Here is a 26,084-nt window from a genome sequence, read left to right on the forward strand (position 1 = left end):
TCGGTCCGTGCTGTTCAGCTCACGGTGACGGCCGGCTCCCCCGACGCGACGCCGTCCTGCTCCATCTGCTCGGCGATCTTCATCGCCTCTTCAATGAGGGTCTCCACGATCTTCGACTCGGGCACGGTCTTGATGACCTCGCCCTTGACGAAGATCTGCCCCTTGCCGTTGCCGGAGGCGACCCCCAGGTCCGCCTCCCGCGCCTCACCGGGACCGTTGACCACACACCCCATCACGGCCACCCGCAGGGGCACTTCCATGCCCTCCAGACCGGCCGTGACCTCGTCGGCGAGCTTGTAGACATCGACCTGGGCGCGCCCGCAGGACGGGCACGACACGATCTCCAGCCGCCGCTGCCTGAGGTTCAGGGACTCCAGGATCTGGATGCCGACCTTGACCTCCTCGGCGGGCGGGGCGGACAGCGACACCCGGATGGTGTCGCCGATCCCCCGCGACAGCAGCGCCCCGAAGGCCACCGCCGACTTGATGGTCCCCTGGAAGGCTGGACCCGCCTCGGTCACACCCAAGTGCAGCGGGTAGTCGGACTGTTCGGCCAGCTGCTGGTAGGCGTGGACCATCACGACGGGGTCGTTGTGCTTCACCGAGATCTTGATGTCCCGGAAGCCGTGCTCCTCGAAGAGCGACGCCTCCCACAACGCGCTCTCCACCAGGGCTTCCGGGGTCGCCTTGCCGTACTTCTGGAGCAGCCGCCGGTCCAGCGAGCCCGCGTTGACCCCGATCCGGATCGGCGTGCCGTGGTCCTTCGCGGCCCGCGCGATCTCCTTCACCTTGTCGTCGAACTGCTTGATGTTGCCGGGATTGACGCGTACGGCCGCACAGCCGGCCTCGATCGCGGCGAACACGTACTTCGGCTGGAAGTGGATGTCCGCGATCACCGGGATCTGCGACTTGCGGGCGATCGTGGCGAGGGCGTCCGCGTCGTCCTGCGTGGGGCAGGCGACGCGGACGATCTGGCAGCCGGACGCGGTGAGTTCCGCGATCTGCTGCAAGGTGGCGCCGATGTCCGACGTACGCGTCGTCGTCATCGACTGCACCGACACCGGGGCCCCGCCCCCGACCGCCACCGGCCCGACCTGGATCTGCCGTGAGACACGGCGCTCTGCGATCGGCCGGACCGGTACCTCGGGGACGCCCAAGGAGATGGCGGTCATGACGTCAGTCCCGGTTTCCGGCGACGGTCTCCCGCATGGCACGCAGGGACTCCTTGAGGGAGCCCATGGTGGCCATGACCGCCGTCGGCTCGTAGCCGCAGTGCGCCATGCAGTTGGCGCAGCGCGGGTCCTTGCCACGGCCGTACTTGTCCCAGTCGGTGTCCTCGATCAGCTCCCGGTAGGTGGTCACGTACCCGTCGCTCATCAGGTAGCAGGGGCGCTGCCAGCCGAAGAGCGAGTAGTTCGGGATCGCCCACGCGGTGCACGGGAAGTCGACCTTGCCCTCCAGGAAGTCCAGGAAGAGCGGGGAGTGGTTGAGCCGCCACCTGCGCCGGTTGCCGCCCGAGAAGGCCTTCTTGAACAGCTCGCGGGTCTGTTCCACGCCCAGGAAGTGCTCCTGGTCGGGCGCCTTCTCGTAGGCGTAGGCGGGCGAGATCATCATCTCGTCGACCTTGAGGTCGTCGTTGAGGAAGTTGAGCACCTCGATGATGGTCTGCGGGGTGTCGGTGTTGAAGAAGGTGGAGTTGGTGGTGACCCGGAAGCCGCGCTTCTTGGCCTCCTTGATCGCCTCCACGGCCTCGTCGAACACACCCTCCTTGGCCACGGACTCGTCGTGCCGCTCGCGCAGCCCGTCGATGTGCACCGCGAAGGCGAAGTACGGCGAGGGCGTGAACTTGTCCATCTTCTTGCGCATCAGCAGCGCGTTGGTGCACAGGAAGACGTACTTCTTCTTCGCCACCAGCTGGCGCACGATCTCATCGATCTTGGGGTGCATCAGGGGCTCCCCGCCGGCGATCGACACCATCGGAGCGCCGGACTCGAGCACCGCTCCCACGGCCTGGGCGACCGGCATGCGCTGCTTGAGCACGCCCGCCGGGTGCTGGATCTTGCCGCAGCCCTCGCACTTGAGATTGCAGGCGTAGAGCGGTTCCAGCTCGACAATGAGCGGAAACTTGTCCCGCCTGCGGAGCTTTTGTTCAGCCAAGTACGTAGCAACCTTGATGGACTGGCGCAGCGGCATGGCCATCTGGCTCACCTCCTGGGGAGCAGCAAAGAACGGTGCCATTCATAGAAAGCTGGAAGAACGGAACGCAATACGCGGAAGGCAGATATTCCACCGCGCAATGTGCCGATCCGGACGAGTTCATGTTCTGGAGCGTCCACGACCACCCGGACGGCCGCAACCGGGCGTGGGCCCGTGCGTACGGCGCTCAGGAGCGTGGCCGCGGACTCCATGTCGACCGCGATCGCGCCGGTCGCGAGGAGATCGGACCGTTCCTGACCGCGGACGACATGATCGGAGCCGGTGAGCGGGCCGGTGTGGACGGTGCGCCCGGGCGCGGCCCGTACCAGCTCTTTGACGAGTAGGTCGGTCCCGACGCACGGAATGGTTCCACCCGGATCCCTGGTCTCCTCGGCGACCACCAGATCGCCGGGGTGCATACCGGGCGCGAGCCCGGCACAGAAGCCGGTGGCCAGCACGGCGGCCCCGTCGAGCGCCGGGTCGGCCAGGACCCTGGTGACGGAGCGCTCGGCCGCCTTGGGCCCCATCCCCGTACGCAGGACGGTGACCGGGCCGCCCGCACCACCGCGCTCGCTCAGGCGCAGGGCGAGGTGCTCGATGCCGAGCGCACAGGCGATCAGCAGCGGAACGGCGGCGGGCTGGGCGCTCATCAGCCCTCCTGTTCCTTGGCGAAGGGGTCTCCGTGGACGTACCGGCCGAGCGCCGTGAGCGGGAAGACCTGTCGGTAGAGGTGGTAGTTGATCGAGAAGTCCCACGGGAAACCGGTCCCCGTGAAGTACGGCTCGTCCCAGGAGCCGTCCGCCAGCTGGGTGCCGGCGAGCCACTCGACCGCGCGCTCGACGGCCTTGGATTCCTTCTCACCGGCCGCGAGCAGGGCCAGCAGGGCCCAGGCCGTCTGTGAGGCGGTGGAGGCGCCCTTGCCACTCCACTTCCTCACCTCGTGGTACGAGCGCAGGTCCTCCCCCCAGCCGCCGTCGTCGTTCTGTACGGACTCCAGCCAGGCCACGGCCCGGCGGATCGCCGGATGCGACCCGGGGAGTCCGGCGGCGGTGAGGGCGGGCACCACCGATCCGGTGCCGTAGATGTAGTTGACGCCCCAGCGCCCGAACCACGAGCCGTCCGGCTCCTGTTCGGCGAGCAGCCACTCGATGCCGCGCCGGGTGCGCGGATCGTGGCTGTAGCCCTCGACCGCCAGCATCTCCACCACGTGCGCGGTGACGTCCGCGGACGGCGGGTCGATGACCTCGCCGAAGTCGCAGAACGGCAGCCGGTTGGGGAACTTGCTGGTGTTGTCGACGTCGAAGGCCCCCCAGGCGCCGTTCTTGGACTGCATCCCGAGGTTCCAGCGCACCCCGCGTCCGATCGCCTTCTCCACCCGCTCCGGGTCGTGGTGCCTGACGCGGCGCAGCGCGAGGACGACCTCGGCGGTGTCGTCGATGTCGGGGTAGTTGTCGTTGTGGAACTCGAACGCCCAGCCGCCGGGCGGCAGTTGGGGTTTGCGCACCGACCAGTCGCCGGGCCGCACGATCTGCTCGCCGAGCATCCAGTCGGCGGCCTTCACCAGCTGCGGATGGTCGGCGGGGACCCCGGCGTCGGCGAGCGCGATGGCCGCGAGGCAGGTGTCCCAGACCGGGGACTGACAGGCCTCGATCATCCGGGACCCGTCCTCGCGCCAGATGGCGAAACGGTCCAGCGACGCCAGCCCCTCGCGCATCACCGGGTGTTCGAGGTCGTAGCCGAGCAGATACAGCGCGATGACCGAGTAGACGGCCGGCGGCTGGATGCCGCCCCAGCAGCCGTCGTTCTCCTGTCGCTCGATGATCCAGCGGCCGGCGGAGTTCATCGCGGCCCTGCGCAGCCCGCGCGGAGCGAACCTGCGGTACTGGTGCAGCGCCTTGTCGAGCCGCTCGAAGACACCGTCCCAACTCGCCGCGGGAGACAGCGGCTTGGCCGGGTTCGGGTTGCGTGCGTCGATGTGCAGCTCGTCGAGCGGGAAGGGCGCGGGCCGCACCGGACGCTTCGCGGAGACGATCGTCAGCGGGACGATGGTCTGCCGTGCCCAGCACCCGAAGTCGTAGATGTTGAGGGGGAACCACTTCGGGAAGTAGATGAGTTCCGGCGGGAGTTCGGGCAGGTCCTCCCACTTCCACCAGCCGAACAGCGCCAGCCAGATCCGGGTGAACACCCGGGCGGCCGCGATGCCGCCCCGGTCGCGGATCCAGGCGGAGGCCCGCGCCATGTGCGGCGCGTCCGGCGCATCGCCGGCCAGGCGCAGGGCGACGTACGCCTCGATGGTGGTGGAGAGTTCGCCGGGTCCGCCGTAGAACGTGGCCCAGGTGCCGTCCTCGCGCTGCTCGCCGCGGATGAACAGGGCGGCGGCGCGCGTGGTGGTCTCGTCCTGGATGCCCAGGAACTGGCGGAGGAGCAGGTCCTCGGCGTCCATCGTGACGTTCGTCTCGAGGTCGCCCTTCCACCAGCCCTCGGCGTCCTGCCGGGAGAGCAGGAAGCCGGTGGCCTGACCGATGGCGTGTACGGCGGCCTCGTGCACCCCGGCCGTCACGGGGGTGGTGATGAGTGTTTCCCTGGCCGAGGCAGCGCGGGGCGGCAGGGCCCCGGTGCTTCCGTCGGTCGTCGCTGTCATGGCTTCCCCTTCGTGCAGTCGTTCAAGTCGTGCTGCTGTGGGTCCGCCGTCGGCCGGTGCTCGTGCGTCCGTAGCACCGGCCGGCGACTACGCGAGGGCTATTCGACCGATAGTGATCATCTCTTTCGTACGACGACGAAGTCGGCGAGCGCCGCGAACCGGTCCCGCACCTGGTCAGGCATGTCGATGGCGTCGAGGGCTTCGATGGCGACGGTGTGCTGGCGGCGCGCCTCCTCGGCGGTCCACTCGCGGCCGCCCGCCTTCTCGATCAGGGCGGCGCGGGCCGCGAACTCCTCCTCGGAGAAGTTGGCGAAGTCGCTGCTCTTGGCGTCGGCGGCGAGGATCTCGCCGAGCCGCTCGGAGGCGGCGCCGCCCGCCGCGAGCGCGGCCACGACCGGCAGGGACTTCTTGCGCTGGCGCAGATCGCTCCAGGTCTGCTTGCCGGTGGCCTCCGGGTCGCCCCAGATGCCGAGCAGGTCGTCGACGGCCTGGAAGGCGAGGCCCAGGTGGTAGCCGTACTTCTCCAGGGTGTCGGCGGTGCGGTCGTCCGCGCCGCCGAGCACCGCGCCGATGGAGCTGGCGCAGGCGAGCAGGGCGCCGGTCTTGTTGCCCTCCATCTCCAGGCACTCCTCGACGCTGACGCGGTCGCGGTGCTCGTAGGAGATGTCCTGCGCCTGGCCGTCGATCAGCGCACGGGTCGCGGTGGTGAGCCTGCGGGTGGCGCGGCCCGCCTCGACGGTGCCGAGTTCCAGCAGGATCTCGTTGGCGAGGGCGAACAGGGCGTCGCCGACCAGGATCGCCTGGGCGGGGCCGTGCACCTTCCAGACGGTGTCGCGGTGCCGGCGCTGTTCGTCGCCGTCCATCAGGTCGTCGTGCAGCAGCGAGAAGTTGTGGACCAGCTCGACGGCGACCGCTCCGGGAATGCCGGTCTCGGGGGCGGCGCCGGTGACCTCGGCGGACAGTACGGCGAGGGCGGGGCGTACGGCCTTGCCGCCGTCGCCGTCCGCGGGGTTGCCCGCCGCGTCGATCCAGCCGAAGTGGTAGGCGGAAACGGTGTCCATGGGAGGGGCCAGGCGGTCGATGGCCGCCCGCAGTACCGGTGTGGCCAGGGTCCGGCCGCGCTCCAGGAGCGCGATCACCTCCACCGCGTCGGCAGCCTTCGGGGCCGGGGGCACAGTGGGCACAGTCTCTCCTCTTGTTGCGGTACCGGGGGTGCGGGGACCTGCCGCGCGCTCATCGAGCATCAGGCCGCCTCCTGGACTTCGAAGAGGTGGCGGGGGCGGGGCCGGCCCAGGGCGCTCAGCGCGACGTCCGCCGCACTCACGCCACTGCGGACCGCACTCTCCATGGTCGCGGGCCACCCTGTGGCGGTCCACGCTCCGGCCAGACAGAGGCCGGGGGCCTTGGTACGGGCGCCGGGCCGCAGCCGCCCGACGCCTGGGGCGGGAGCGAACGTGGCCGTGCGCTCCCTGGTCACGAAGAAGTCCTTCACCTCTGCGCCGCGAGTGCCGGGCAACAGCCGTTCCAGCTCGGGCAGATACCGCTCGCGCAGTTCGGCGACCGGTGCGTCGATCTCGTCCTGCGCCGCCGACTGCGACAGCGCCAGGTACTGGCCGTCCTTCAGCCCGGAGGCATCGGTCCGGTCGAAGACCCACTGCACCGGGGTGCCGAGGGCCGCGAAGAAGGGTTTGCCGAGCACCTTCCGGTCGTACACGACATGCACGTTGAGGATCGGCGCGGTGTCGATCTCCAGCAGTCGTTCCGGGGCGTCGAGGGCTCCGGCGGGCAGCAGGTCGTGCGCCTCGCGCTGCGGTACGGCGAGGACGACGGCGTCCGCCCCGAGTGTTTCGCCGGGAACCTGAACGCTCCAACGTCCGTTGTCGTCAGTAGAGATGGAGGTGACTCGTGTACGGACTTCGGTACGCACGCCCGCGGAGTCGAGCGCCTTGCGGGCCAGCCGGTCATGCAGTTCCCCGAGCGGGACGCGCGCCCAGCCGATGTCGGCCGCGCCCGGGTCGGACAGCAGACCGGTCTTGAACACCATCGCGGCGAGCCCCAGGGAGGCATCGCCCGCGACCGCGTTGAGAGTGGCGACCCCGACCAGGTCCCACAGAGCCTCGATGGCACGCGCCGACTGACCGTGCGCGGTCAGCCAGCTGCCGAAGTCCTGTGTGTCCAGCGTCGGATCGGCGAGGTCGAGCCCCTTGAGCGCGAGCGCGGCACGTCCGACCTTGGCGCGTTCGGCGAGCGAGAGATGCGGGTACGTGGCCAGGCTGCGCCCCAGATGCAGGGGCACGGGCAGCGCGTCGCGCCGCAGCCTGCCGAGCCGCCGTCCCTCGGGTTTGGCGACGTCGAGTACAGGCACGTCGAGACGATCCTGCAACGGCGCCAGCGCCGCCCCCTCGATGCGGTCGAGGAACCAGCGGTAGGCGGTGCAGCAGCGCAGATACACATGCTGGCCGTTGTCGACCGTCAACTCGCCGCGTTGGAAGGAGAAGGCGAGCCCGCCCAGGCGCGGCCGGCCTTCGATCAGGGTGACGCGCACTCCGGCGTCGGCGAGCGCGAGCGCGGCGGTGATGCCGGCGAGCCCGCCGCCGACCACGACGGCGTCCCGACCGGGCTGTGCTGTTCGGTGTGTCTCCGAGGCGCCCAGGTCCGTCCGCGAGCCGTCGGTCATCGTGCACTCCCCCCTGCGTGGCCGCCGCGGTACTTGAACGGTGCACGGCAGACCATTGCAGTCAGGGACGCCACCCGGCCCCGGAGGGTTGCCCGCCACTTTTCTCCGGTGGCATCACCTTGGACCGTTTTGTCCATCAGGCGCGCCTCCTGACGGTCCGGTTCACATGCCGGGCATCCAGCCCGGACAGACCACGCACGGCGACGTACGCCTTCTCCCGGCCGGGCAGCGAGACCCGACCGCGCAGCACCGCCTCCGGATCGCGCTCGATGCGGTCGAGCAGACGCCGGTAGATGCCGGCCATGGCGGCGACACAGGCGCCGCTGCGTCGGTCGAGCATCGGGAGCAGCCGGTAGCCCTCGGCGAAAAGGGCGCGGGCCCGGCGCACTTCGAAGTGCACAAGACCCGCGAAGTCGGCGCCCTCCGGCGGTTTCGGCCCGTTGAACCCGGCCGAGCAGCCGAACTTGGCCAGGTCGTCGGCGGGCAGGTAGGTGCGCCCGCCCTCGGCGTCCTCACGGACGTCCCGCAGGATGTTGGTGAGCTGAAGCGCGAGCCCCAGCGTGTCGGCATACTCCGGCGCGCGCTCGGCGCCACGCGCCCCTTGCTCCGTACCGAACACACCCAGCGAGAGCCGCCCGATGGCACCCGCCACACAGCGGCAGTAGACCTTCAGGTCGTCCCAGGTCTCATAGGTCTCACCGCGTACGTCCATCAGCACGCCGTCGATGAGCTCGTCCAGCCCGTCCAGCGGAATCGGGAACTGCTCGGCCGCATGGGTCAGGGCGACGGCCACGGGGTCGGTGTCGTCCTCGTCGACCGCGTCCTCACGGATCCGGGTGAGCAGCGCCCGGGTGTCCTCCAGTCTGGCGATCTTGACGTCGGGTGCCAGCACGCCGTCGCCGATGTCGTCGACACGGCGCGAGAACGCGTACAGCGCCGACATCGCGCGCCGCTTGTGCGTCGGCAGCAGTCTGATGCCGTACGCGAAGTTACGTGCCTGCTGTCCGGTGACTGCCTCGCAGTAGCTGTAGGCGGCGAGTACCGGTGCGGACGCGTGTGGCGATGAGTCCACGGTCCGGATCACCCCTCTCCTCGCAGGGTCACGCCCACCTCACGCAGCAACTGGAGCTTGCCGGGCTTGGGCGGGCCGGGAAGTACGTCGTATTCGGCGGCGGCAATCGCACGGATTGCCGCCCTTCCCCCCGCCACGAACCCTGCGAGCAGCAGCTTCAACCTGCCGTGGACGCTACCCACCAAGGGGGCGCCTTCATTCAGGAGATCGCGGGCGCGTTGTGCTTCGTATGCAACCAGTGCGCGCACCGATGCGCCCGCGATTTTCGCGGCGAGATCCGCCTCCTGGACATGAAAGCGCTTCATGTCCGTGGCGGGCAGATAGATACGGTCGCGGCCGAGGTCCTCGGCGACGTCCTGGAGGTGCTCGACGATCTGGAGGGCCGTGCAGATCGCGTCGGAGCGCCGGACACGCTCGGGGGTCTCGGTGCCGGTGACGGCGAGGACCAGGCGGCCGACGGGATTGGCGGACAGTTCGCAGTACGCAAGGAGGTCGTCGTAGGTCTCGTAGCGCTTGACGAGCTGGTCCTGGCGGTTGGCGGCGATCAGACCGAGAAAGGGCTCCGGGGTCAGCGAGCGGCGCCGCACGGTCGGCTGGAGGCGGCGCAGGATCGGATGGCGCGGAGTCGAATCGAACACGCGGTGAAGGTCGGCCTCGAAGGCGTCCAGCAGCAGAAGACGGTCCTCGGCCTCCTCGGCCGACACGCCGAGCAAACGGGCGTCGGCGCCGCCGGGGGCGAGGTCGCCGTCGCCGATGTCATCGACCAGGCGGGCGAATCCGTACACCGCCATGAGATCGGCGCGCCAGGCCCTGGGCAGGAAGAACGGGGCCACGGGGAAGTTCTCGTCCGCGGCCTTCTCGAGCGTGCCGCGCTCCGGATCGCCGGTCGGCGCGGTGCCGGTTCCCGTCACCGTCGACTACCCGGGGCGGGGACGGCACACGCTGCGTCGACCTGGGGAGTTTCCGTAGCCATTGCCGTCACATCTCCCGTTCTACACTGCCGACCCAATACGCACTATTTCGGACACGCCGCCCGGCTGTCCGCGCGGCTGGCCTGGTATGGGGCGTCGCGCATTATCGCCCCACTTGCCGCTTATCGGGACCGGTACAGCTTACGTTGTACAACGCAACATGGTCCGTCGGGGTGTCCTGCGCATCACAAGAACACACCGATTGGCTTCAAGATTCCTTGGGCCGACCGAAGTTGACGTTTCCTTTGCAGACGCGGGGCCCCGCCGGAAGGGTTCCGGCGGGGCCCCGCGAAGCCTGGTGGGCTTTTCGCCCGGTACGGGGTGGACTACTTGCCCGTGAACTTCTCGTACTCCTTGAGGACCTCTTCGGTCGGCCCGTCCATGCGCAGCTCGCCGCGTTCCAGCCACAGGACGCGGTTGCAGGTGTCACGGATCGACTTGTTGTTGTGGCTGACGAGAAACACGGTGCCGGCTTCCTTGCGCAGTTCGCGGATGCGTTCCTCGGAGCGCTTCTGGAACTTGCGGTCGCCGGTGGCCAGCGCCTCGTCGATCATCAGGACGTCGTGGTCCTTGGCGGCGGCGATGGAGAAGCGCAGACGGGCCGCCATGCCGGAGGAGTAGGTGCGCATCGGCAGGGTGATGAAGTCGCCCTTCTCGTTGATGCCGGAGAAGTCGACGATGTCCTGGTAGCGCTCCCTGATCTGCTCGCGGGACATACCCATGGCGAGCCCGCCCAATATGACGTTCCGCTCGCCGGTGAGGTCGTTCATCAGAGCCGCGTTCACCCCGAGCAGGGAGGGCTGGCCGTCGGTGTAGACCATGCCGCTCTCGGCGGGGAGCAGGCCGGCGATGGCGCGCAGCAGCGTGGACTTGCCGGAGCCGTTGGAGCCGATCAGGCCGACGGCCTCGCCCCGGTAGGCGGTGAAGGAGACGCCGCGTACGGCGTGCACCTTGCGCACCCCTCGATCCTCGCCGCGCTTGAGTATGCGGCTGAGTGCCGCGGTGGCGCTGCCCTTGCCGGACTTGGCGCCGTTGACGCGGTAGACGATGTGGAGTTCGTCGGCGATGACGGTGGGGATCCGTTCGTCCCTCGGGTGCTCAGCCACGGCCGTACCTCTCCTCCGCCTTCCAGAAATACACGAAGCCGCCGACGGCGAGCAGTACGGCCCAGCCGAGCGCCGCCATCCACACATGGTTCGGGAGGTTCTCGGAGCCGTAGCCGTCGATGAGCGCGAAGCGCATCAGGTCCATGTAGATGGCGGCCGGATTCCACTGGAGGATCGTGGCGATCCACTGCGGCTTGTCGGCCAGCATGATCGGGATGGAGTACATGACGCCGGAGGCGTACATCCACGTACGCATCACGAACGGCATCAGCTGCGCCAGGTCCGGGGTCTTGGCGCCGGCCCGGGCCATGACCAGCGCGAGGCCGGTGTTGAAGAGGAACTGAAGGGCGAGCGCCGGGACGACCAGGGCCCAGGACAGGTCGGGGAAGCTGCCGAAGCCGACCACCACGGCGACCATCACGATCATCGAGGCCAGCAGCTGCTGGAGTTGCTGGAGCGCGAAGGAGATCGGCAGCGAGGCGCGCGGGAAGTGCAGGGCACGGACCAGGCCGAGGTTGCCGGAGATCGCACGGACGCCCGCCATCACCGAGCTCTGCGTGAAGGTGAACACGAACACACCGGTGACCAGGAACGGGATGTACACGTCCTGCGACATGCCGCGGTTGGCCTTCAGGATGACGCCGAAGATGAAGAAGTACACGGCTGCGTTCAGCAGCGGAGTGGCCACCTGCCAGAGCTGGCCGAGCTTCGCCTGGCTGTACTGTGCGGTCAGCTTCGCCCGGGAGAAGGCGACGATGAAGTGACGCCGGGCCCAGAGCTGACGGACGTACTCGACGAGCGAGGGGCGGGCACCGCTCACGGACAGGCCGTACTTCTCGGCCAGCTGGGCCGCGGTCAGTCGCTCGTCGGGCGGCAGGGCCGCGCTCACCGCGACTCCACCGTCGTGCGTTGTCTCACTCACCAAAAGAAACTTTCGTCTTCGAGATGCGCAGCCTGTGCGGGCAGGGCATGAGCCGGCGGCCATGCGTAACGGCCGGGTGCTCTCAGGACCGAGCTTGTCAGATGACGGGGGGTCGGCCCAGTCGAGTCAGCCGCCACACCGTACGCCACTTCATGGGCCTGCGGGGCCCGCAGTCGGTCGTCCAGCCTTCCCGGAATCCGCCGAACCATGCCCTCAGCGCGGGCCGCGAGGGGCGCCGCAGGAGGGTGAGCAGCAGCCAGACGCCCAGGTAGACGGGGACCAGGGGCGCCGGGAGGTTGCGGCGGGCGAGCCACACGCGGTTGCGCGCGACCATGCGGTGGTAGACCGCGTGCCGGGAGGGCGCGGTCGTGGGGTGGAACAGCACCATGTCGGACCGGTAGTCGATCATCCAGCCCGCGTCGAGGGCCCGCCATGCCAGGTCGGTTTCCTCGTGTGCGTAGAAAAATTCGTCGGGGAGCGCACCGACTTCGGCGAGCACCTGCGTGCGAACGGCGTTGGCGCCGCCGAGGAAGGTGGTGACCCGGGAGGAGCGCAGCGGATCGGAGGCGCGCAGCCGGGGGACATGACGACGCTGGGTCACGCCGGTGTCGGGGTCGGCGATACGGAAGCTGATGATGCCGAGCCTCGGGTCGGCCCCGAAGGCCTGGCGGCAGAGTTCGGCGGTGTCGTGCTGGGCGAGCAGTCCGTCGTCGTCGAGGAACAGCAATATGTCGACGTCACGCCCGCTGGGGCCGAAGGCCTCTATGCCGACGTTGCGGCCGCCGGGGATGCCGAGGTTCTCGGGCAGCTCGATCGTGCGGACGCCCTCGGGGACGTCGGGGACGGGCGAGCCGTTGCCGACGACGACCACCTCGACCGGGTCGCCGTCCTGCTTGGCGACCGAGTCGAGCAGGGCCTTGAGCTCGTCGGGGCGGTTGCCCATGGTGATGATGACCGCGCCGACCTTCATGCCGGGGGTCACCTCAGCCTGCTCGATGCGAGGATCGACACCAGGTGCAGCAGGGTCTGGAGGAGCGCGATGCCGGCCAGCACCGCGACACCGAGCCGGGAGAAGAACAGGTCGCCGTGCAGCGTGTCCAGGACGGCCAGGACCAGGATCAGCAGGGACGCCTCGATGCCGAGCACCAGTCGGTGGAAGTTCAGCGCCGCGGCGACCCTGCGGGCCAGGGCCATACCGGAGGAGCGCGGCTCGGACGCCGACTCCTTGACCGGCGGGAGTCCGCCCTGGTGGCGGGCGACGCCGACGAGGTCGGTCTCGGCCTTGATCAGGATCGCTCCGAGGGCGGCCAGGGTGCCGAGGAACGCCCACAGCCAGTCGACGCGCCCGGAGCCCCACAGGTCGGCGGCGCGCAGGCCGAAGCCGACGAGCACCGCGGCGTCGGTGAGGTAGGCGCCGACCCGGTCCAGATAGACCCCGCCGAGCGAGAACTGCTGCTTCCAGCGCGCCACTTCGCCGTCGACGCAGTCCAGCAGCAGGTACATCTGCACGCACACCACACCGAGGACGGCGCCCGTGATCCCCGGCACCAGCAGGGCCGGGGCCGCGAGGACGCCGAAGAGGGTCATCAGGTACGTGAGCTGGTTGGGCGTGACCCTGGTGTTCACCAGGTAGCGGTCGACCCGCAGGGACACCTCACGCATGTAGAGGCGTCCCATCCAGTGCTCACCGCTGCGCCGGTCCTTCACTCCCGCGGGGTGAACGACGGGGCGGAGTTCAGCTACCGATGGCCTTGACATAGTCGGCGTAGGTGTCCTTGATCTGGTCGGTGGTGAGGTCGAGGTGTTCGAGGATCGTGTAGCGGCCGGGCCGGGTCCGAGGGGCGAACTCCACGACCTCGACGAACTCCTCGGTCGTGAAGCCGATCTCCTCCGGCAGCACCGGCAGCCCGTGCCGACGCAGCACCTCGGCCATGTGGACCGACTCCTCGTGAGCGCCACGCAGCCACATCGCGAAGGCCGCGCCGAGCCCGCACTGTTCGCCGTGGGCTGCGGCGCGACGGGGGTGGAGCAGGTCGAAGGCGTGGTTGATCTCGTGGCAGGCCCCGGAGGACGGGCGGGAGTCGCCCGACACCGACATGGCGATGCCGCTGAGCACCAGCGCCTCGGCGAGCACCTGGAGGAAGTCGTTGTCCCCGATGCCGCCCGGGTGTCTGAGCACGGCCTCGCCGGCCTGGCGGGCCATGGCCGCGGCCAGGCCGTCGATCTTCTCGCCCTTGACCCGGCCCGCCAGCTCCCAGTCCGCGATCGCCGAGATGTTGGAGATCGCGTCGCCGATGCCGGCGCGCACGAACCGGGCAGGGGCCTCGCGGATCACGTCCAGGTCGATGACGACGGCGATCGGGTTGGGCACGCCGTACGAGCCGCGGCCCGCGTCGTTGTCGAGGGTGGCGACCGGCGAGCACAGACCGTCGTGCGCGAGGTTCGTCGGTACGGCGACCAGCGGCAGGCCGATCCGCGCGGCGGCGAACTTGGCGCAGTCGATGATCTTGCCGCCGCCGAGCCCGACGACCGCGTCGTAGTGGCCGGCCTTCATGTCGGCGGCCAGCCGGATCGCGTCGTCGATGGTGCCGCCGCCGACCTCGTACCAGGTGGCACCGGGCAGCGAGGGGGCGATGCGCTCACGCAGCTTGGCGCCGGAGCCGCCGCTGACCGCGACGGCGAGCTTCCCGGAGTGCGAGATGCGCTCGTCGGCCAGCACACAGCCCAGGTCGTCCAGGGCACCCGGGCGGATGTCCACGACGAGAGGTGAGGGGATGAGCCTGGTCAGTACCGGCACGCGATCTCCCGTCCCCGGGCGAGATCGTCGTGGTTGTCGATCTCGACCCAGTCGACCTCGCCGATCGGCGCCACGTCGATACGGAAGCCGCGGTTCACGAGCTCCTGGTAGCCGTGCTCGTAGAACTGCTGCGGGTCGGTCTCCCAGACGGTCTTCAGCGCGTCGGCCAGTTCGGGGGCGGCGTCGCCCTCGATGAGCGTGACGCCGATGTACTCGCCGGTGGCCTCGGAGGGCTCCATCAGCTTGGTGATCTTCGTCATGCCCTTCTCGGGGCCGACGACGACCTTCATCTCCTCGTCCGCGAGGGACTTCACGGTGTCGAGGGCGAGGATGATCTTCCTGCCCTCGCCGCGGGCGGCGAGCAGAGTCTTCTCGACGGAGACCGGGTGGACGGTGTCGCCGTTGGCGAGGATCACGCCGTCCTTGAGGGCGTCACGGCCGCACCACAGGGAGTAGGCGTTGTTCCACTCCTCGGCCTTGTCGTTGTCGATGAGGGTGAGCGTGAGGCCGTACTTCGCCTCCAGGGCCGCCTTGCGCTCGTAGACGGCTTCCTTGCGGTAGCCGACGATGATCGCGACCTCCGTGAGGCCGATCTCCGCGAAGTTGGCGAGGGTGAGGTCCAGCACGGTCGGTTCGCCCTCGATGCCCGCGGGCCCCACCGGCACCAGTGCCTTCGGCAGGGTGTCGGTGTAGGGCCGCAGACGCCTTCCGGCGCCTGCCGCCAGCACGAGGCCGATCATGCGGGTTCTCCTTCGTCGTGTACGGCGGGTGCGCCACCCAGGTGGGAGGCCACCCAGAAGCGGATGCTCTCGACGAGCACCACCAGGGCGACGGCCCCGGCGAGGACCGTGAGCGCGACCTCGAACTGCGCACCGGTGAGCAGCGCGGCCAGCACGACGACCACCAGCGTCCGGCCCTCGTGTCCCCCGATCGCCCGCACCAGCCACTTCGGCGGGGCGCCCGCGTTGCCGCGGATGCGATAGACCGTGTCGTAGTGATGGTAGGCGACAGCGGCCACCAGGCCGAAAGCAGCGGGAAGCGCTCCGTTCACCTCTGATTCAGCTGCCAGGATCAGGACCGTCCCGTATTCGGCGGCACGGAAGACGGGCGGAACCAGCCAGTCCAGGGCGCCTTTGAGGGGGCGGGAGACGGCGACGGCGGACAGCAGGACGTAGCCGACGGCGCACAGCACGGTCTGCCATCCGGCGCCCCAAAGTGCGGCGGAGATCACCACCAGCAGGCCGCCGGCAAAAGCGGCGTAATACGCGCCGCGGTCATACCTGCCACGCGCCGCGCGAAGCACCAGTTCGGTGAGCGGACCGGAGTCCGCCAGGTCCGCGAGCGCCTGCGCCGCACGGTCCGTCCGCTGAGCCCTGCGCGTCAGTGACCGCAGCACCCGGCCCGCCGTGGTGTACGTCGCCGCGAAGGCGCACCCGATGAGCAGCGCGTAGAACGTGATCCGCGGTGTCGTGAAGGCCGTCAGGACCGCGATCATCGCCCAGCGCTCGCCGATCGGCAGGACGATCATCCGGCGCACCCAGACCGTCCAGCCGACGCTGTCGAGCTTGCCGGAGAGGGCGGCGGTGGGGCTGGTGTTGGCGGTGGCGTCGTGGTTGGCCTCGTTGAAGGAGAAGTCGACGACGTGCCGGCAGGTCTGGAGGATCATCGCGCCGAGGGCGAGGGCCCATACGTCGTCGCCGCCCCGGGCCGCGCCGAGGGCGAGGCCGGCGTAGTAGGCGTACTCCTTGGCCCGGTCGAAGGTGGCGTCGAGCCAGGCGCCGAGCGTCGAGTACTGGAGGGAGTAGCGGGCGAGCTGTCCGTCGGTGCAGTCCAGGACGAAGGAGAAGAGGAGCAGCAGTCCGGCGGCTATGAATCCGCCCCGGGTGCCGGTGGCCGCACAGCCCGCCGCGATGAGCGCGGTGAGCAGGGAGGCGGTGGTGACCTGGTTCGGGGTGAAGCCGCGGCGGGCGCACCAGCGGGCCAGATAGCGCGAGTACGGGCTGATGCAGAAGGTGGTGAAGAAGCCGTCGCGGGCCTTCACGGCCGACTTCAGGCGTACGGCCTCGTCGTCGACGGCGGCGACGGCCTGGCGTGCCTCGTTGCGGGCCTGCGGGTCGGCGGGGACGGCGGCGACGAGGCTGCCGAGCTCCGGGCGGTGCACCTCGGCGTCGAGGGCGCTGGTGATGCGGTCGGCGAGGCTGTCCACCAGCAGCGCGCCGCCGGCGGAGTTCTCGCGGGCCAGCGCCCGGGTCAGCGCCTGACGGCCGTCGGACCGGGCGGTCACCGCTCCCGGGATCGCGGCGAGCGGGAAGCGCGGGTCGGTGAGGCCGAGGCGCAGGGCGTGCAGGTGGCCGACGAAGCGGGTGTCGACCACGGCGACCCGCCGGTCACCCGGCACCGCGGCGAGCAGCGTCTCCGCGTCGGCGGCGTCGGACGCGACCCGCACCTCGAAGCCGAGCGACCGCAGATCGCCCTCGAGCGACGATCCGGGCACCGGCGGACCGGTGAGGATGGCGGTCGACAACCGAACTCACTCCCTGGGGGTACCGACGCGTCCGCGCCGGTCATGTGCATGGTGGGGACGCCCCTTGGCTGCACCAGGCGGGCGGCATGTCGGCAGAGGCTATCGGATGACGGGTAGTCCGCGTTCACCGGCCGTTCATGGCCCGGTCGACACGATCTGCCCTCGCCTTTGCCGTGATCATCATCAGGGATCTCCTGCCCGGCATACAAAATCGCGGCCACGGAACGGATGTTCGCGACAGGGAACCCGCGGGTCGAACATGCGTCAATCCGGACTGGAGCCGATCACCCAACCGCCTGACCTGCACTTCGTTTGCGCAGGTCAGGGCACATGACAACGGTGTTCAGTGCCGCGTTGCCCCATACCCCCCACCCGTAGTTCACTGTGATCCCGGACGGAATTCTTGGAGGCTGCTGCCATGGGGGCTGGGCACGATCACGGGCATGCGCACGGCGCACCCGCCGGCGGTACGGCGACGGCTGCGTACCGCGGCAGACTGCGCGTCGCGCTGTCGATCACGCTCGGCGTCATGGTGGTCGAGATCGTCGGCGGCATCGTCGCCGATTCGCTCGCCCTCGTCGCCGACGCCGCGCATATGGCGACGGACGCGCTGGGCCTCGGTATGGCCCTCCTCGCGATCCAGTTCGCGGGCCGCCCCGCGACCGGCAAGCGCACCTTCGGGTACGCCCGCGCCGAGATCCTCGCCGCCCTCGCCAACTGTCTGCTGCTGCTCGGGGTCGGCGGATACGTGCTGTTCGAGGCGGTCCAGCGGTTCTTCACGCCGGCCGACACCGAGGGCGGCCTGATGATCGTGTTCGGTCTGATCGGTCTGGTGGCGAACCTGGTGTCGCTGACGCTGCTGATGCGCGGCCAGAAGGAGAGCCTGAACGTGCGCGGCGCGTTCCTGGAGGTGGCGGCGGACGCGCTGGGCTCGGTCGCGGTGCTGATCTCCGCGACGGTGATCCTGACCACCGGCTGGCAGGCCGCCGACCCGATCGCCTCGCTGGTCATCGGCCTGATGATCGTGCCCCGGACCTTGAAGCTGCTGCGCGAGACCCTCGACGTGCTGCTGGAGTCGGCTCCCGAGGACGTCGACATGGCGGAGGTACGGGCCCACATACTGGCCCTCGACGGCGTCGAGGACGTCCACGACCTGCACGCCTGGACCATCACGTCCGGCATGCCGGTCCTGTCCGCGCATGTCGTCGTGCGCTCCGAAGTGCTGAGCGCGATCGGTCACGAGAAGATGCTGCACGAGCTCCAGGGCTGCCTCGGCGACCACTTCGACGTCGAGCACTGCACCTTCCAGCTGGAACCCGGCGGGCATGCGGAGCACGAGGCGCGGCTCTGCCACTGAAACCGGCGCGCGGGCAGCCCGTCTGCAACCGGCGCGCGCGGAGCGCATCGCTCCGGCGCGCGGTTGCGTCCTCCCTCTCACAGCCGCACCCCGGACGGTTCTCCGCTCCGGACACCGGGCACGATCAACAACCGGGTCGCTCCCCCGGCACGGACATGCGGGCGTGCGCGAAGTGCCGGGAGTGCCGGATTCGTACGGCACACTTGGGGCGCGAAGACCGATGCGAAGGATGGGTATGCCGATCACACCTGCCACCGCGACGCACAGCTCGTCGAACGGCACCTCGGACGCGATTTTGCTGGAACTGGTCGACGAGAACGGCGTGACGATCGGCACCGCGGAAAAGCTCGCCGCCCATCAGCCGCCGGGGCAGCTGCACCGCGCCTTCTCCGTCTTCCTCTTCGACGACCGCGGCCGGCTGCTGCTCCAGCAGCGGGCGCTGGGCAAGTACCACTCCCCCGGTGTGTGGTCCAACACCTGCTGCGGCCACCCCTACCCGGGCGAGGCGCCCTTCGCGGCGGCGGCCCGGCGGACGTACGAGGAGCTGGGGGCCTCCCCCTCGCTGCTCGCCGAGGCGGGCACGGTCCGCTACAACCACCCCGACCCCGCCTCGGGCCTGGTGGAGCAGGAGTACAACCACCTCTTCGTCGGCCTGGTCCAGTCGCCGCTGCGACCCGATCCGGAGGAGGTCGGCGCCACGGCCTTCGTGACCCCCGCCGAGCTGGCGGAGCGGCACGCGAAGGACGTCTTCTCCTCGTGGTTCATGACCGTGCTGGACGCGGCCCGGCCCGCGGTCAAGGAGCTGACGGGCCCATCGGCCGACTGGTGAGCGGGCTTACAGCACGCGCACGGGGGTGAGCGGCAGGGCGGCCCAGATCACCTTGCCGCCGCTCGCGGTGTGCTCGACGTCGCACACCCCGCCCGCCTCCCGGGTGATCTCGCGCACCAGCAGCAGCCCACGGCCACCGGTCTGGCCGTGGTCGGCCTCCAGGGCGGTGGGGCGGTAGGGGTGGTTGTCCTCCACCGACACCCGCACCCACTCGGCGCCCACCGCGACCTCCACGGCGACCATAGGCGACAGCAGCGCCGCATGCCGGACGGCGTTCGTGACCAGCTCCGAGACGATCAGCAGCAGGCCCTGGACCAGATCGTCGGAGACCGGCACGCCCTGCCGGAGCAGCAGGTCCCGCACGGCGTGCCGGGCCTGCGGGACCGAGGCGTCGACGGCTGGTGCGGTGAACCGCCAGACCCCCTCGTACGGCAGCGGATCGGGCGCCCTGTCGTCGAGGGGCCCCTCCGTGCCGCCCTCTGGGCGTGGGCCGGGCCCACGCCCGTGGTTCTCCATCGTCCGGTCCCCACCCTTGCGCTCGATTGTCACCACACCTCGAGTGTTGGCACCGAGTCACTGCGGTCCGGAGAACTGAACAGAAGTCAGCTGGTATCGAACGGTTCTGATCGTCGGCGTATGACACGGTCAGTTGTGGGACTGCTCCTGTCCCTCTTGTGCCGACTTCACGAACTATTCGGGTTGTACGGGTTTGACGCTCGCCTTGCCCGATTCGTCCCCTCAGTCTCGCTGAACGTGGGTTCGGCGGGGACGGATAGCATCCGGCGCATGGAGCCGCAGCTGCTGCACAGCCTCGCCGATTCGGTGGCCACCGTCGTCATCCGTCATCCGGCCAAGCGCAACGCCATGACCGCCGACATGTGGCGGGCCCTGCCGCCGCTGCTCGACACACTGGCCGCCGATCCGGACGTACGGGCCCTGGTGCTGACCGGTCAGGGCGGGACGTTCTGTGCGGGCGCCGACATCTCCACCCTCCGGGGGTCCCCGGGCGAGGCGCAGGGGCTCGCGGTGCGTGCCGAGGAGGCCCTCGCCGCGTTCCCGAAGCCGACGCTGGCGGCGGTTCGCGGGCACTGCGTGGGCGGCGGTTCGCAGCTCGCGGCGGCCTGTGATCTGCGGTTCGCCGAGGAGGGCGCGCTGTTCGGGGTGACGCCGGCGAAGCTCGGGATCGTGTATCCGGCTTCCTCCACCCGGCGGTTGGTGTCGCTGGTGGGCCCCGCGACAGCCAAGTACCTGCTGTTCTCCGGCGAACTGATCGACGCGGACCGGGCGCTGCGCACCGGTCTGGTCGACGAGTTGCTGCCCGAGGGCGAACTCGACAAGCGGGTCGCGGAGTTCACCCGGGTCCTCGTCTCCCGCTCCCGGCTGACGCAGGCCGCGGCGAAGGAGTTCGCGAACGGCCGCACCGACCGGGACGCCCACTGGGCCGAGCAGGCGCGCGGCAGCGGCGACACCGCGGAGGGTGTCGCCGCGTTCCTGGAGCGCAGGCAGCCGCGCTTCACATGGACTACTTCAGGATGAACCGGCTGCGCGCGCGGAGGGCCTCGACGATGTGCGCGGGCGCCTTCTGCGGCGACCCGGCGTCGTACGGCGGCTGAGGGTCGTACTCGGTCGCCAGTTGTACGGCCTGGGCGTGGTCGTCGCCGGCGATGCGCCCGAGCAGGGTGAGCGCCATGTCGATGCCGGACGAGACACCGGCCGCGGTGACGTACTTGCCGTCGACCACTACCCGCTCCCCCGTCGGCTCGGCGCCGAAGTGCTTCAGCTGGTCCAGTGCGAGCCAGTGGGAGGTGGCCCGGCGGCCCCGGAGGAGTCCGGCGGCGGCGAGCAGCAGGGATCCCGTGCACACGGAGGTGGTCCAGGTGCTGGTGGCGTCGACCGCGCGCAGCCAGTCCAGCAGCTGCTCGTCCTCCATCAGCGCGCTCTGGCCGGGACCCCCCGCCACGACCACGATGTCGGGGCGCTCCACCTCGGCCAGCGCCTTGTCGGCGGTGAGCGCGAGAACTCGGTTGTCGGAACGGACGGGTCCGGCCTCCTTGGCGACGAAGACGGTCTCCGCGTCCGGGGTGCGGGAGAGGATCTCGTACGGGCCGACGGCGTCGAGGGCGGTGAACCGGTCGAAGACGACCAGGGCGATCTGCATCGGTTTCCTTTCAGCGGGCGGGTGCGGGGCGGAAGCGGCGGCGGTACTCGGCCGGGGCCGTCCCCAGGGACCTCACGAAAGCGCGCCGCATGGCCTCGGGGGTGCCGTAGCCGCTGGCGCGGGAGATCTCCTCGATGCCGTCTGCGGTGTCCTCCAGCAGACGGCGGGCGTGTTCGAGGCGGACGCGGTCGACGTACCGGCCGGGTGTCATGCCGGTCTCGGTCTGGAAGGCGCGGGCGAAGTGGCGGGGCGAGAGGCGGGCGCGGACGGCCAGTGACTCGACGGTCAGATCGGCGGCCGGATGCTCGGAGATCCACTGCTGGACGTCGCGCAGCGGTTCGCGCTGTGCGGTCTGGGCGGCGAGCTGGGCGCTGAACTGGGCCTGGTTTCCGGGTCGGCGCAGGAAGACGACCAGGTGGCGGGCGATCGTCAGGGCCGTCTCGCGTCCCAGGTCCTCCTCGACCAGGGCGAGCGCGAGGTCGATGCCCGAGGTGACGCCCGCCGAGGTGGAGACATGTCCGTCACGGATGTAGATGGGGTCGGCGTCGACGTGCACGGCCGGATGGTCGCGGGCGAGCTTGTCGCCGTACGCCCAGTGGGTCGTGGCGCGGCGGCCGTCCAGGAGACCCGCCTCGGCGAGCAGGATCGCCCCGGTGCAGACGGAGACCAGACGCTCGGCACGCGGGCCGCGGTCACGCAGCCAGCCGGTGAGGAGTGGGTCATGGCGGCGCGTGCCCTGGCCGCCGGGGACGAGGAGGGTGTGCGGGTCGGCCACGGCGTCCAGGGTGCCGTCCGGTACGAGGGTCAGACCGCTGGACGTGCGCACGGGAGCGCCGTCCAGGGAGGCCGTCAGGACGCGGTACGTCCCCGGGGTGTGCTGCTCGGCCCCGGCGAAGACCTCCACCGGACCGGTGACATCGAGGCTCTGCACGCCTTCGAAGAGGACGACAAGAACGGTTCGCTGCACCATGCGACCGATTCTTCGCCGGCCGAACGATGGCCGCAATGACGAGTTCCCCACCTTTTCTGCCTTGGCCAGGGCGCGGTGGAACACGAACCGACCGGTCGGTAATGTTCGCGGCATGACTGCTTCCGCCATCGAGCCGCGCGCCGGCCGACGCTGCCACAACGCGCTGAACGCCCTGCACGCCACGCACTACTTCGCGCCCGAGGTGCGTACTGAGCTGGGCGCGCTCGGGGTCACCGACCCCAGGGCCGTCAACTTCGCCGTACGGGCGGCCGCGTTGGGGCCGGTGGGGCCCGGGGCGGTGGCGGCGACGTTCTACAACTACAAGTACGAGCTCGTGGCCCGCCATGTGCCCGCGGTGTGGACGATCGCCGCGCCCGACGCCGTCCTGGCGGCACGCGCGCGTGCCGTCGATTCGACGCTACGGCGTCTCCTGGGCGAGCAGGCCGTGGCCTCGCCGGAGATGGCGGAGGCCGCGCGTCTCGCACTGCGGGCGGCAGAGGCCTGTTCGCGCAGCGCCCGGCCGCTGTACGCCGCGCATGCCGACCTGCCCGTGCCCGAGGCACCGCATCTGGCGTACTGGCACGCGGCGACACTCCTGCGCGAGCACCGCGGCGACGGCCATCTCGCCGCGCTGATGTCGGCCGGCCTCGACGGGCTGGAGGCACTGGTGACCCACACGGCGACCGGCAAGGGTCTCGCGCCGAAGTGGGTGTTCGGCACCCGTGGCTGGAGCCAGGCGGACTGGGACGCGGCGAAAGCCCGGCTGCGGGAGCGCGGGCTGCTGAACGGGGCGGGCGAACTGACCGAGCAGGGCGTCGCGCTCCGGGAGGAGATCGAACGGGACACGGACCGTCTGGACCTGGCACCGTACGAGCACCTGGGCGCCGAGGACGTCGCGCGGCTGACGGAGCTGGGGGCCGGGTTCGCCCGCGCCGCCGTGGCCGCCGGGGCGTTCCCGGGGGACCTGAACGGAAAGGCCTGAGCCCGGGGCGCGGCGCATGGCGGGAGCTGGGCGAGGTACTCGGTCCTTCCCGGCCACCGGGTCGGTAGCGAAAGGGGATGTCCATGCTCCGTGCGATAGCAGACGTGTTGCGACAGATAGGCGGGGCGATCGCCACCGTGGTGACGCTGCCCTTCCGCGCGCTGGCCCGGCTCCTCGGCGGGGCCTCCGGGGGCTCGCGGCGACGCAGGGCCTGATTTCGGCCTTTCGGCCGCTCCGGCCTGCTCGGACCCGTCCCGACAGGGCGGGCGTCGCGCCCTGATCCCCGATTGTCGGTGTCACCTGCCACAATTGCCGCGCAACCTCAGTGAGAAGGCGGTACGGGATCGTGACGACACCCGGGTCCATCGAAGTAGGGTCCATCGAAGGCAGGATCGCCGAGGAGCTCGGCGTACGGGAGCGGCAAGTGAAGGCTGCCGTGGAGCTGCTCGACGGCGGTTCGACGGTGCCCTTCATCGCCCGCTACCGCAAGGAAGCGACCGAGATGCTCGACGACGCGCAGCTGCGCACGCTCGAGGAGCGGCTGCGCTATCTGCGGGAGTTGGAGGAGCGGCGGACGGCGATCCTCGAATCGGTGCGCGAGCAGGGCAAGCTCACCGACGAACTGGAGGCGCAGATCCGCGGCGCCGAGACGAAGGCACGGCTCGAGGACATCTATCTGCCGTACAAGCCGAAGCGGCGGACCAAGGCGCAGATCGCCCGTGAGGCCGGTCTGGAGCCGCTCGCGGAGGGGCTGCTCGCCGATGCGACGGTCGACCCGCTGGCCGCGGCGACGGCTTTCGTGGACGCCGACAAGGGCGTCGCCGATCCGCAGGCCGCGCTGGACGGTGCGCGGGCGATCCTCACCGAGCGGTTCTCGGAGGACGCCGACCTGATCGGCGAGGTCCGCGAGCGCATGTGGGTGCGTGGGCGGCTGGCCGCCAAGGTGCGGGAGGGCAAGGAGGAGGCCGGCGCCAAGTTCGCCGACTACTTCGACTTCACCGAGCCCTTCACCGAGCTGCCCTCGCACCGGATCCTCGCCATGCTGCGCGGCGAGAAGGAGGAGGTGCTCGATCTCGTCCTGGAGCCCGAGGAGGCGACGGAAGGGCCCTCGTCGTACGAGGGGATCGTCGCCGCGAAGTTCGGGATCGCCGACCGCGGCCGTCCCGCCGACAAGTGGCTGACGGACACCGTCCGTTGGGCCTGGCGCACCCGCATCCTGGTGCACCTCGGCCTCGACCTGCGCCTTCGGCTCCGTACGGCCGCCGAGGACGAGGCGGTCAACGTGTTCGCCGCCAACCTGCGCGACCTGCTGCTCGCCGCCCCGGCCGGCACGCGCGCGACGCTGGGCCTGGACCCCGGGTTCCGTACGGGCGTGAAGGTCGCCGTCGTCGACGCCACCGGCAAGGTCGTGGCGACCGACGTCATCCACCCGCACGTCCCGGCGAACAGGTGGGACGAGGCGATCGCCAAGCTGGCCCGGCTGGCGAAGGAGCACGCGGTCGAGCTGATCGCGATCGGCAACGGCACGGCGTCCCGGGAGACCGACAAGCTCGCCGGTGAACTGATCGGCAAGCACCCGGAGTTGAAGCTCACCAAGGTGATGGTGTCCGAGGCCGGCGCGTCCGTGTACTCGGCGTCGGCCTTCGCCTCGCAGGAACTGCCGGACATGGACGTGTCGCTGCGCGGTGCGGTGTCGATCGCCCGCCGGCTCCAGGACCCGCTGGCCGAGCTGGTGAAGATCGACCCGAAGTCGATCGGCGTCGGCCAGTACCAGCACGACCTGTCCGAGGTGAAGCTGTCGCGCTCGCTGGACGCGGTGGTCGAGGACTGTGTGAACGGCGTCGGGGTCGATGTGAACACCGCGTCCGCGCCGCTCCTCTCACGCGTGTCCGGCATCTCCTCCGGGCTCGCCGAGAACATCGTGTCGCACCGTGACGCCAACGGCCCGTTCAAGTCGAGGTCCCAGCTGAAGGGTGTGGCGCGGCTCGGTCCGAAGGCGTACGAGCAGTGCGCGGGCTTCCTGCGGATCCGGGGCGGCGACGACCCGCTGGACGCCTCCAGCGTCCACCCCGAGGCCTATCCCGTCGTGCGGCGGATGGTGAAGACGTCCGGTCAGGAGGTGGCCTCCCTCGTCGGCAACACGGGCGTGCTCCGCTCGCTGAAGCCGCAGGAGTTCGTCGACGAGACCTTCGGTCTGCCGACGGTCACCGACATCCTCAAGGAACTGGAGAAGCCGGGGCGCGACCCTCGGCCCGCGTTCAAGACCGCCACCTTCAAGGACGGCATCGAGAAGATCTCCGACCTTGCGTCCGGGATGGTCCTCGAAGGGGTCGTGACGAATGTGGCGGCCTTCGGGGCGTTCGTCGACGTGGGCGTGCACCAGGACGGTCTGGTGCATGTGTCCGCGATGTCCAAGACGTTCGTGAAGGATCCTCGGGACGTGGTCAAGCCCGGCGACATCGTCAAGGTGAAGGTCCTGGAGGTCGACATTCCGCGGAAGCGGATCTCGCTGACGCTGCGGCTGGACGACGAGGCGGCACCCTCGCGGGAGCAACAGGGCGGGGGCGGCGAGCGGAGGCAGCGCGGAGGGCGTCCGCCGCAGCAGCGCCAGAGCCGTGGAGGCGGCGGAGGCGGCGGAGGCGGCGGCTCCCGTCAGGCTCCCCCGCCTGCCAACAGCGCCATGGCCGATGCGCTGCGCCGGGCCGGGCTGGTCGATCCCAAGAATGGGCGGCGTTGAGTTGACCGTCTGAAAGTCGTGGGTCGTGTGCGGCGCCGTCGTGGCTGAGCGCGCAGTTCCCCGCGCCCCTGACGGGGCGCGCCGGCAGCGCCCCCAAAGGGGGCGGGGGCCGGCGCCCCCCCCCCCCCCCCCCCCCCCCCCCCCC

Annotated in this window: 25 protein-coding genes; 6 read left to right on the plus strand and 19 right to left on the minus strand. The window is 70.3% G+C overall.

Annotated features, from left to right (window positions below):
* Positions 1 to 14 precede the first annotated feature (14 nt).
* The 16 genes from ispG to ACIHFB_RS15630 all read right to left on the minus strand — a co-directional run bounded on the left by ispG (position 15) and on the right by ACIHFB_RS15630 (position 16,906).
* Positions 15 to 1,172: a flavodoxin-dependent (E)-4-hydroxy-3-methylbut-2-enyl-diphosphate synthase gene (ispG, locus tag ACIHFB_RS15555; protein ID WP_365286179.1), complete on the minus strand. Its 1,158-nt coding sequence runs from the start codon at positions 1,170 to 1,172 to the stop codon at positions 15 to 17.
* 4 nt (positions 1,173 to 1,176) lie between these two features.
* The gene (gene hpnH, locus ACIHFB_RS15560; protein ID WP_365286181.1) at positions 1,177 to 2,199 is read right to left on the minus strand and encodes an adenosyl-hopene transferase HpnH; all 1,023 of its coding nucleotides are present in this window, start codon (positions 2,197 to 2,199) and stop codon (positions 1,177 to 1,179) included.
* Positions 2,200 to 2,204: 5 nt separating this feature from the next.
* Complete coding sequence (locus tag ACIHFB_RS15565) at positions 2,205 to 2,846, minus strand: 1-hydroxy-2-methyl-2-butenyl 4-diphosphate reductase (protein ID WP_365286183.1); 642 nt, start codon at positions 2,844 to 2,846, stop codon at positions 2,205 to 2,207.
* Complete coding sequence (shc, locus tag ACIHFB_RS15570) at positions 2,846 to 4,837, minus strand: squalene--hopene cyclase (protein ID WP_400127040.1); 1,992 nt, start codon at positions 4,835 to 4,837, stop codon at positions 2,846 to 2,848. The genes ACIHFB_RS15565 and shc overlap by 1 nt, the downstream gene beginning before the upstream one ends.
* 116 nt (positions 4,838 to 4,953) lie before the next feature.
* Positions 4,954 to 6,081 carry a polyprenyl synthetase family protein gene (locus tag ACIHFB_RS15575; RefSeq protein WP_400127041.1) on the minus strand — a complete coding sequence of 376 codons (1,128 nt, stop codon included), beginning with the start codon at positions 6,079 to 6,081 and terminating at the stop codon, positions 4,954 to 4,956.
* Entirely contained in the window at positions 6,081 to 7,514 is a 1,434-nt protein-coding gene (hpnE, locus tag ACIHFB_RS15580) for a hydroxysqualene dehydroxylase HpnE (RefSeq protein WP_400127042.1), read from the minus strand. The genes ACIHFB_RS15575 and hpnE overlap by 1 nt, the downstream gene beginning before the upstream one ends.
* Complete coding sequence (locus ACIHFB_RS15585) at positions 7,511 to 7,651, minus strand: DUF6380 family protein (protein ID WP_400127043.1); 141 nt, start codon at positions 7,649 to 7,651, stop codon at positions 7,511 to 7,513. Before ACIHFB_RS15585 ends, hpnE begins: the two co-directional genes overlap by 4 nt.
* On the minus strand, positions 7,651 to 8,598 hold the full coding sequence (hpnD, locus tag ACIHFB_RS15590) for a presqualene diphosphate synthase HpnD (RefSeq protein WP_400127044.1): 948 nt from the start codon (positions 8,596 to 8,598) through the stop codon (positions 7,651 to 7,653). Before hpnD ends, ACIHFB_RS15585 begins: the two co-directional genes overlap by 1 nt.
* Complete coding sequence (gene hpnC, locus ACIHFB_RS15595; protein ID WP_365286195.1) at positions 8,595 to 9,497, minus strand: squalene synthase HpnC; 903 nt, start codon at positions 9,495 to 9,497, stop codon at positions 8,595 to 8,597. Before hpnC ends, hpnD begins: the two co-directional genes overlap by 4 nt.
* Positions 9,498 to 9,883: 386 nt before the next feature.
* The gene (locus tag ACIHFB_RS15600) at positions 9,884 to 10,663 is read right to left on the minus strand and encodes an ABC transporter ATP-binding protein (RefSeq protein ID WP_365286197.1); all 780 of its coding nucleotides are present in this window, start codon (positions 10,661 to 10,663) and stop codon (positions 9,884 to 9,886) included.
* Positions 10,656 to 11,585 carry an ABC transporter permease gene (locus tag ACIHFB_RS15605; RefSeq protein WP_365286199.1) on the minus strand — a complete coding sequence of 310 codons (930 nt, stop codon included), beginning with the start codon at positions 11,583 to 11,585 and terminating at the stop codon, positions 10,656 to 10,658. Before ACIHFB_RS15605 ends, ACIHFB_RS15600 begins: the two co-directional genes overlap by 8 nt.
* 97 nt (positions 11,586 to 11,682) lie before the next feature.
* Entirely contained in the window at positions 11,683 to 12,555 is an 873-nt protein-coding gene (locus tag ACIHFB_RS15610; protein ID WP_400127045.1) for a glycosyltransferase family 2 protein, read from the minus strand.
* A gap of 8 nt (positions 12,556 to 12,563) precedes the next feature.
* Positions 12,564 to 13,343, minus strand: a complete 780-nt coding sequence (locus ACIHFB_RS15615) for a CDP-alcohol phosphatidyltransferase family protein (protein WP_365286203.1) — start codon at positions 13,341 to 13,343, stop codon at positions 12,564 to 12,566.
* Positions 13,321 to 14,382 (minus strand): iron-containing alcohol dehydrogenase family protein, encoded by a 1,062-nt coding sequence (locus ACIHFB_RS15620; protein ID WP_365286205.1) that lies wholly within the window; start codon positions 14,380 to 14,382, stop codon positions 13,321 to 13,323. The genes ACIHFB_RS15615 and ACIHFB_RS15620 overlap by 23 nt, the downstream gene beginning before the upstream one ends.
* On the minus strand, positions 14,370 to 15,122 hold the full coding sequence (locus tag ACIHFB_RS15625) for a phosphocholine cytidylyltransferase family protein (protein WP_365286207.1): 753 nt from the start codon (positions 15,120 to 15,122) through the stop codon (positions 14,370 to 14,372). The genes ACIHFB_RS15620 and ACIHFB_RS15625 overlap by 13 nt, the downstream gene beginning before the upstream one ends.
* Positions 15,119 to 16,906 carry a DUF5941 domain-containing protein gene (locus ACIHFB_RS15630; protein WP_400127046.1) on the minus strand — a complete coding sequence of 596 codons (1,788 nt, stop codon included), beginning with the start codon at positions 16,904 to 16,906 and terminating at the stop codon, positions 15,119 to 15,121. The genes ACIHFB_RS15625 and ACIHFB_RS15630 overlap by 4 nt, the downstream gene beginning before the upstream one ends.
* Positions 16,907 to 17,324: 418 nt before the next feature.
* Between ACIHFB_RS15630 and ACIHFB_RS15635 the strand changes: the two genes are divergently transcribed.
* Complete coding sequence (locus ACIHFB_RS15635) at positions 17,325 to 18,263, plus strand: cation diffusion facilitator family transporter (protein ID WP_400127047.1); 939 nt, start codon at positions 17,325 to 17,327, stop codon at positions 18,261 to 18,263.
* A gap of 235 nt (positions 18,264 to 18,498) precedes the next feature.
* On the plus strand, positions 18,499 to 19,092 hold the full coding sequence (gene idi / locus ACIHFB_RS15640) for an isopentenyl-diphosphate Delta-isomerase (RefSeq protein ID WP_365286214.1): 594 nt from the start codon (positions 18,499 to 18,501) through the stop codon (positions 19,090 to 19,092).
* Positions 19,093 to 19,098: 6 nt separating this feature from the next.
* Here the strand turns inward: idi and ACIHFB_RS15645 are convergent, their stop codons facing one another.
* Positions 19,099 to 19,608 carry an ATP-binding protein gene (locus ACIHFB_RS15645; protein WP_365286241.1) on the minus strand — a complete coding sequence of 170 codons (510 nt, stop codon included), beginning with the start codon at positions 19,606 to 19,608 and terminating at the stop codon, positions 19,099 to 19,101.
* A 270-nt stretch (positions 19,609 to 19,878) separates the two neighbouring features.
* Between ACIHFB_RS15645 and ACIHFB_RS15650 the strand changes: the two genes are divergently transcribed.
* Complete coding sequence (locus ACIHFB_RS15650; protein WP_365286216.1) at positions 19,879 to 20,628, plus strand: enoyl-CoA hydratase/isomerase family protein; 750 nt, start codon at positions 19,879 to 19,881, stop codon at positions 20,626 to 20,628.
* On the opposite strand, the gene ACIHFB_RS15655 is transcribed toward ACIHFB_RS15650, so the two are convergent.
* Both ACIHFB_RS15655 and ACIHFB_RS15660 read right to left on the minus strand, forming a co-directional pair.
* Positions 20,615 to 21,250, minus strand: a complete 636-nt coding sequence (locus tag ACIHFB_RS15655) for a DJ-1/PfpI family protein (RefSeq protein WP_365286218.1) — start codon at positions 21,248 to 21,250, stop codon at positions 20,615 to 20,617. The two genes, ACIHFB_RS15650 and ACIHFB_RS15655, sit on opposite strands and share 14 nt — an antisense overlap.
* Before the next feature lie 10 nt (positions 21,251 to 21,260).
* Complete coding sequence (locus ACIHFB_RS15660; RefSeq protein ID WP_365286220.1) at positions 21,261 to 22,220, minus strand: GlxA family transcriptional regulator; 960 nt, start codon at positions 22,218 to 22,220, stop codon at positions 21,261 to 21,263.
* A gap of 112 nt (positions 22,221 to 22,332) precedes the next feature.
* On the opposite strand from ACIHFB_RS15660, the gene ACIHFB_RS15665 reads away from it, so the two are divergent.
* The 3 genes from ACIHFB_RS15665 (at position 22,333) to ACIHFB_RS15675 (ending at position 25,939) form a co-directional block, all read left to right on the plus strand.
* Entirely contained in the window at positions 22,333 to 23,202 is an 870-nt protein-coding gene (locus ACIHFB_RS15665; protein ID WP_365286222.1) for a hypothetical protein, read from the plus strand.
* Between the two features lie 83 nt (positions 23,203 to 23,285).
* Entirely contained in the window at positions 23,286 to 23,417 is a 132-nt protein-coding gene (locus ACIHFB_RS15670; RefSeq protein ID WP_282612984.1) for an LPFR motif small protein, read from the plus strand.
* Between the two features lie 131 nt (positions 23,418 to 23,548).
* Positions 23,549 to 25,939 (plus strand): Tex family protein, encoded by a 2,391-nt coding sequence (locus ACIHFB_RS15675; RefSeq protein ID WP_400127048.1) that lies wholly within the window; start codon positions 23,549 to 23,551, stop codon positions 25,937 to 25,939.
* Positions 25,940 to 26,084: the final 145 nt, after the last annotated feature.

Origin of the sequence: Streptomyces sp. NPDC051963, from assembly GCF_044593495.1 — a bacterium.
Lineage (GTDB): Bacteria > Actinomycetota > Actinomycetes > Streptomycetales > Streptomycetaceae > Streptomyces.

Excerpts from the sequence above, each read along its gene's own strand:
- hpnE (WP_400127042.1), bottom strand. The coding sequence starts at position 7,514 with ATGACCGACGGCTCGCGGACGGACCTGGGCGCCTCGGAGACACACCGA.
- ACIHFB_RS15645 (WP_365286241.1), bottom strand. The coding sequence starts at position 19,608 with ATGGAGAACCACGGGCGTGGGCCCGGCCCACGCCCAGAGGGCGGCACG.
- ACIHFB_RS15655 (WP_365286218.1), bottom strand. The coding sequence starts at position 21,250 with ATGCAGATCGCCCTGGTCGTCTTCGACCGGTTCACCGCCCTCGACGCC.
- ispG (WP_365286179.1), bottom strand. The coding sequence starts at position 1,172 with ATGACCGCCATCTCCTTGGGCGTCCCCGAGGTACCGGTCCGGCCGATC.
- ACIHFB_RS15665 (WP_365286222.1), top strand. The coding sequence starts at position 22,333 with ATGACTGCTTCCGCCATCGAGCCGCGCGCCGGCCGACGCTGCCACAAC.
- ACIHFB_RS15610 (WP_400127045.1), bottom strand. The coding sequence starts at position 12,555 with ATGAAGGTCGGCGCGGTCATCATCACCATGGGCAACCGCCCCGACGAG.
- ACIHFB_RS15660 (WP_365286220.1), bottom strand. The coding sequence starts at position 22,220 with ATGGTGCAGCGAACCGTTCTTGTCGTCCTCTTCGAAGGCGTGCAGAGC.
- ACIHFB_RS15635 (WP_400127047.1), top strand. The coding sequence starts at position 17,325 with ATGGGGGCTGGGCACGATCACGGGCATGCGCACGGCGCACCCGCCGGC.
- ACIHFB_RS15575 (WP_400127041.1), bottom strand. The coding sequence starts at position 6,081 with ATGCTCGATGAGCGCGCGGCAGGTCCCCGCACCCCCGGTACCGCAACA.
- idi (WP_365286214.1), top strand. The coding sequence starts at position 18,499 with ATGCCGATCACACCTGCCACCGCGACGCACAGCTCGTCGAACGGCACC.
- hpnH (WP_365286181.1), bottom strand. The coding sequence starts at position 2,199 with ATGGCCATGCCGCTGCGCCAGTCCATCAAGGTTGCTACGTACTTGGCT.
- ACIHFB_RS15585 (WP_400127043.1), bottom strand. The coding sequence starts at position 7,651 with ATGGACAAAACGGTCCAAGGTGATGCCACCGGAGAAAAGTGGCGGGCA.
- shc (WP_400127040.1), bottom strand. The coding sequence starts at position 4,837 with ATGACAGCGACGACCGACGGAAGCACCGGGGCCCTGCCGCCCCGCGCT.
- ACIHFB_RS15670 (WP_282612984.1), top strand. The coding sequence starts at position 23,286 with ATGCTCCGTGCGATAGCAGACGTGTTGCGACAGATAGGCGGGGCGATC.
- ACIHFB_RS15650 (WP_365286216.1), top strand. The coding sequence starts at position 19,879 with ATGGAGCCGCAGCTGCTGCACAGCCTCGCCGATTCGGTGGCCACCGTC.
- ACIHFB_RS15615 (WP_365286203.1), bottom strand. The coding sequence starts at position 13,343 with ATGTCAAGGCCATCGGTAGCTGAACTCCGCCCCGTCGTTCACCCCGCG.
- ACIHFB_RS15565 (WP_365286183.1), bottom strand. The coding sequence starts at position 2,846 with ATGAGCGCCCAGCCCGCCGCCGTTCCGCTGCTGATCGCCTGTGCGCTC.
- ACIHFB_RS15625 (WP_365286207.1), bottom strand. The coding sequence starts at position 15,122 with ATGATCGGCCTCGTGCTGGCGGCAGGCGCCGGAAGGCGTCTGCGGCCC.